This is a genomic window from Phycisphaerae bacterium, assembly GCA_012729815.1.
GTDB lineage: Bacteria > Planctomycetota > Phycisphaerae > JAAYCJ01 > JAAYCJ01 > JAAYCJ01.
In genome coordinates this window covers 1-3,746 of the sequence record JAAYCJ010000358.1, presented here as the reverse complement: position 1 = coordinate 3,746, position 3,746 = coordinate 1, and the positions used below count along the sequence as shown (strand labels likewise).

The following is a 3,746-nucleotide window of genomic DNA, read 5'->3' as shown; positions in this document are numbered from 1 at the left end:
GTCTTGCTTGCCGTTGGTCTGTTGGGTAGAGTGGTTTGCACGTCTTGATTAAGGAGAGAACGGTGGGTTTGCAGATTGGGTTGCGTGAGATCGATCGGCGGATATGGGATGAGGAGTTGGCTGGGTTTGTGCCGGATCGGGTGATTGACGCGCACACGCACGTTTATGACTGGACTCCGGAGGTTTGGCGGCGGGCGGGGAATGCGGCGCCGGAGGGGCCATTCGCGACGTATCCGCTGGCGGATTGGGAGACGCTGGAGGCGATTGACCGGATGCTGTTTCCCGGTCGGGAGGTTCATCGGATCGCGTTCGGCAATCCGTTGCAGGTTTGTCCGCTGGATCAGGGGAACGACTATCTGGCTGAGCAGGCGGGTCGGGATGCGAAGTCGGCGGGGTTGATGCTGGTGAGGCCGGAGTTGACGGGTGAGGCGATGGCGGAGCGGGTGGCGCGGCAGGGATTTGCCGGGGCGAAGCCGTACCGGATGCACGCGGTGAGCGGGGACGCGGTGGAGTGCCGGATCTGCGATTTTCTGCCGGAATATCAGATCGAGGTGCTGGACCGGTTCGGGTTGATGGTGATGCTGCACCTGAGCAAGTCGCGGTCGATCGCCGATCCGGAGAATCTGGAGGATCTGGAGGCGTTGACGCGGAAATATCCGCGGGTGCAGTGGGTTTTGGCGCACTGCGCACGGAGCTATTACGATCGGCCGCTGCTGCTGGCGGCTGAGCGGCTGAGGGAGATGCCGAATTTGTGGTATGAGATTTCATCGGTGTGCGACGCGGACGCGATGGACGTGCTGCTATCGGTCGCGGGTCCGGAGCGGGTGATGTACGGAAGCGACGACGTACCGGTGGGGATCACGCGCGGGAAGTACATCACGTTCGGGTACGCGTGGGCGGAGCTGAACGAGGGGAATCACACGCTGGGGCTTTCGCACTGCAATCCGGAGATGACGTTTGTGCGGTACGAGTCGCTGCGGGCGTTTCGGCGGGCGGTGCGGCGGCACGGTTACGGGCGGGCGGAGATCGAGAAGCTGTTTTGCGGGAACGCGGAGCGGCTGATCGCGATGACGGGGGGGCGTTGAAGGTATTGCGGGTTGGCGTTCGTCGTGAGGTTGTGGCGGGATCAGCGGACGCGGGCGTGTGATCGAGGAGCCCGAGATGACGGAGTTGCGGAAATCGCCGGATGCGTTAGTGGATGAGGTTCGGCCGCAGGTGTTGACGCTGCGGCTTATCATTGGGGCGATGGCGTTTGGGGAGGTCGTTTTTCTGATCGTCGCGCTTTCGATGGGTCCGCTGGCGTCGGAGGCTGTGGCGCTGCGGATGCTCGAAGTGATGGCGGCGGTTTCGGTGGCGGCGCCGATCGTGGGCGGGGTGGTGCTGCGGTCGTTGGAGCGGCGGAAGGTGGGCGGCCAGGAGAGCGTATCGGCGGCGGCGGTGAAGGTGTTTTCGTTTCGGGTGATCGGGTCGGCGCTGGCTGAGGGGACCGGGATGTTCATGCTGGTGGTGATCCTGCTGGGCGGGAACGCGGGTTTGCTGCTGCCGCTGTGGCTGGTGACGCTGGTTTGCCTGGCGTTTCAGTGGCCGTCGGGGCGGCGGATCGTCGAGGCATGGCAGTCGGGCAAGCAGCCGCATCGGCGGTAAGGGTCTGCCGCATCGGGTCCGGGCGGTGCGCTTTTCCGTTGTTCTTCCGGGACTATCCCCCTATTGACAGAGCGAGGCGGATTTGGTACGATGGTGGCGTTAAACGGTAAACGTGTATCGATCAATGCTGACGTCAACTGGTATAACGCTGGTCTTTTCAGGCATTTAGGAGCATTTTTCCGATGGCAGCGACGCTTTCGGACATTGCCCGTCGGGTGGGGGTGACGAAGACGACGGTTGCGTACGTTTTGAATCGCAAGCGATCGGGGATACGGATATCGGAGGAGACTCGTCAGCGGGTTTTGTCGGTGGCGCGGGAGCTGAACTACCGGCCGTCTTTTTCGGCCCGGGCGCTGGTGACGGGTCGGACGAACACGATCGGTTTTCAGTGCGGTCAGATCATCTCGCCGCACTACAACGAGTTGGCGGATATGGCGCTTCGGGAGGTTGAGGATCGGGGGTATCACCTGCTGATTTCGGTGACGCCGTGGCGGACGGGGGAGAACGACCTGGATTGCCTGCAAACCCTTATGGGACGGGGGGTTGACGGGGTGATTCTGTTCGGCGGGTCGGCGTTCCAGCCGGACAGTCCGCTTTACCGTCAGATCCTGGCTGAGAAGTATCCGCTGGTGACAATGTCGGACGAGGTCGAGGGGCTCTCGTCGGTGGCGTCGGACTGGCAGCCGGGGATGGAGGAGGCGATTTCGCGGCTGGCCGACAAGGGGCATCGGCGGGTCGCATATGTCCGTTCACGTTCGGTCAATCCGGCGGTTGACGGCAAGCTGAGGGCGTTTGACGCGGCGTGCCGGGGGCATGGGACTGAACCCGAGGTGCTGGTCGGCCGGAGCGTACCCGAGGACTCGCGTCAGTGCGGCCGGGAGTTTGCCCGCAGGGCGGACCGCCCTACCGCGGTGATCTACTCATGCGATCACGGGGCGATGGGATTTTTGCGCGGGCTGCGGGACGAGAAGGTGGTTGTACCGGATGAGGTGGCGGTGATCGGGATCGACGGGACGGAGGCGGGGGCGTACTGTTGTCCGTCGCTGACGACGATCGCTCAGGACCGCCGGCAGATGATCCACAGCGCGGTGGAGATGGTGCTGGCGATAATCGATAAGAAGGAGCCGCCGGGGCGGCGGGTGCACCTTGCGACGAAGTTGATTGTGAGGGAATCGGCATGAAGATCGGCGCGACGAGGGACATTCGCGGATTCACCTTGATTGAGTTGCTGGTGGTGGTGGCGATTATCGCGGTGTTGGTGTCGATATTGCTGCCGGCGCTGCAGCAGGCGCGCAAGCAGGCGCGGACGGTGGAGTGCCAGTCGAACCTGCGGCAGTTGGGACTCGGCTTTCAGCTCTATATGGACGCCTATGAGGATTGGCTTCCGGCTGCGTACTATGGGGAACGCTGGAACTATAGCGAATCCTGGGGCCACCAGATCAACCGGATGTTCCAGATCAGGGACCAGTCGCTGACGTCGCGCGGCGCTGTCTACCGCGTTTTCTATTGCCCTGAGCACCTGCGGGACTGGAAGCCGACGCGGTGGCGCGGTTATTCGTTTTCGTGGTCGATTCACAACAGCACGGCGTGGAACGATGGGTGGGGCGGGCGCAACGGCCGGCGCAATCGCGGCACGAACGGCGATACGGTGCGGGTACTGTTGTTTTGCAACTGGTGGCGTGATGGGGCGACCTGTCCCTACCAGAGTTGGCTATCGGGGGGCGACTGGCGGTTGGACGCTGAGACGTGGCGGCAGGACTACCTGAGCCAGGACCACGGCAACGGGGCGAATTTCCTGTACGTCGCGGGCAACGTTCGATGGATCGCCGACCGGGGATATGGACCGCGCTACCGCGATGACGAACCCACCAACAGCGATGTTCGCTGGTGGTGAGACCTTTACCGCTTGACGATCCGCAGCTATTTCGATGAGTATCCCTGCAACCACAGGAAGCCATAAGGAGCGACCGATGATCCAATCGCGACATGTATTCCCGGTGTTGTTTTGTCTGTTGGCCGCGGGCGCGGCCTCGGCTGAGGCACCGCAGCATTCGTTTCCGGAGAACACGCTGATTTTGGGTCCGGACGCGCCGGAGATGCGT

General features: G+C 62.9%; 4 protein-coding genes. All 4 read left to right on the top strand.

Annotation, left to right across the window (positions count from 1 at the left end):
- The first annotated feature begins 62 nt into the window (after positions 1–62).
- Positions 63–1,085, top strand: coding sequence for an amidohydrolase family protein (locus tag GXY33_22700; GenBank protein NLX07962.1), 1,023 nt, complete (start codon positions 63–65; stop codon positions 1,083–1,085).
- Between the two features lie 76 nt (positions 1,086–1,161).
- Complete coding sequence (locus GXY33_22695) at positions 1,162–1,644, top strand: hypothetical protein (GenBank protein NLX07961.1); 483 nt, start codon at positions 1,162–1,164, stop codon at positions 1,642–1,644.
- A gap of 182 nt (positions 1,645–1,826) precedes the next feature.
- Positions 1,827–2,825: a LacI family transcriptional regulator gene (locus tag GXY33_22690; GenBank protein ID NLX07960.1), complete on the top strand. Its 999-nt coding sequence runs from the start codon at positions 1,827–1,829 to the stop codon at positions 2,823–2,825.
- Positions 2,822–3,538, top strand: a complete 717-nt coding sequence (locus GXY33_22685) for a DUF1559 domain-containing protein (protein NLX07959.1) — start codon at positions 2,822–2,824, stop codon at positions 3,536–3,538. Before GXY33_22690 ends, GXY33_22685 begins: the two co-directional genes overlap by 4 nt.
- The last annotated feature ends 208 nt before the right edge of the window (positions 3,539–3,746 follow it).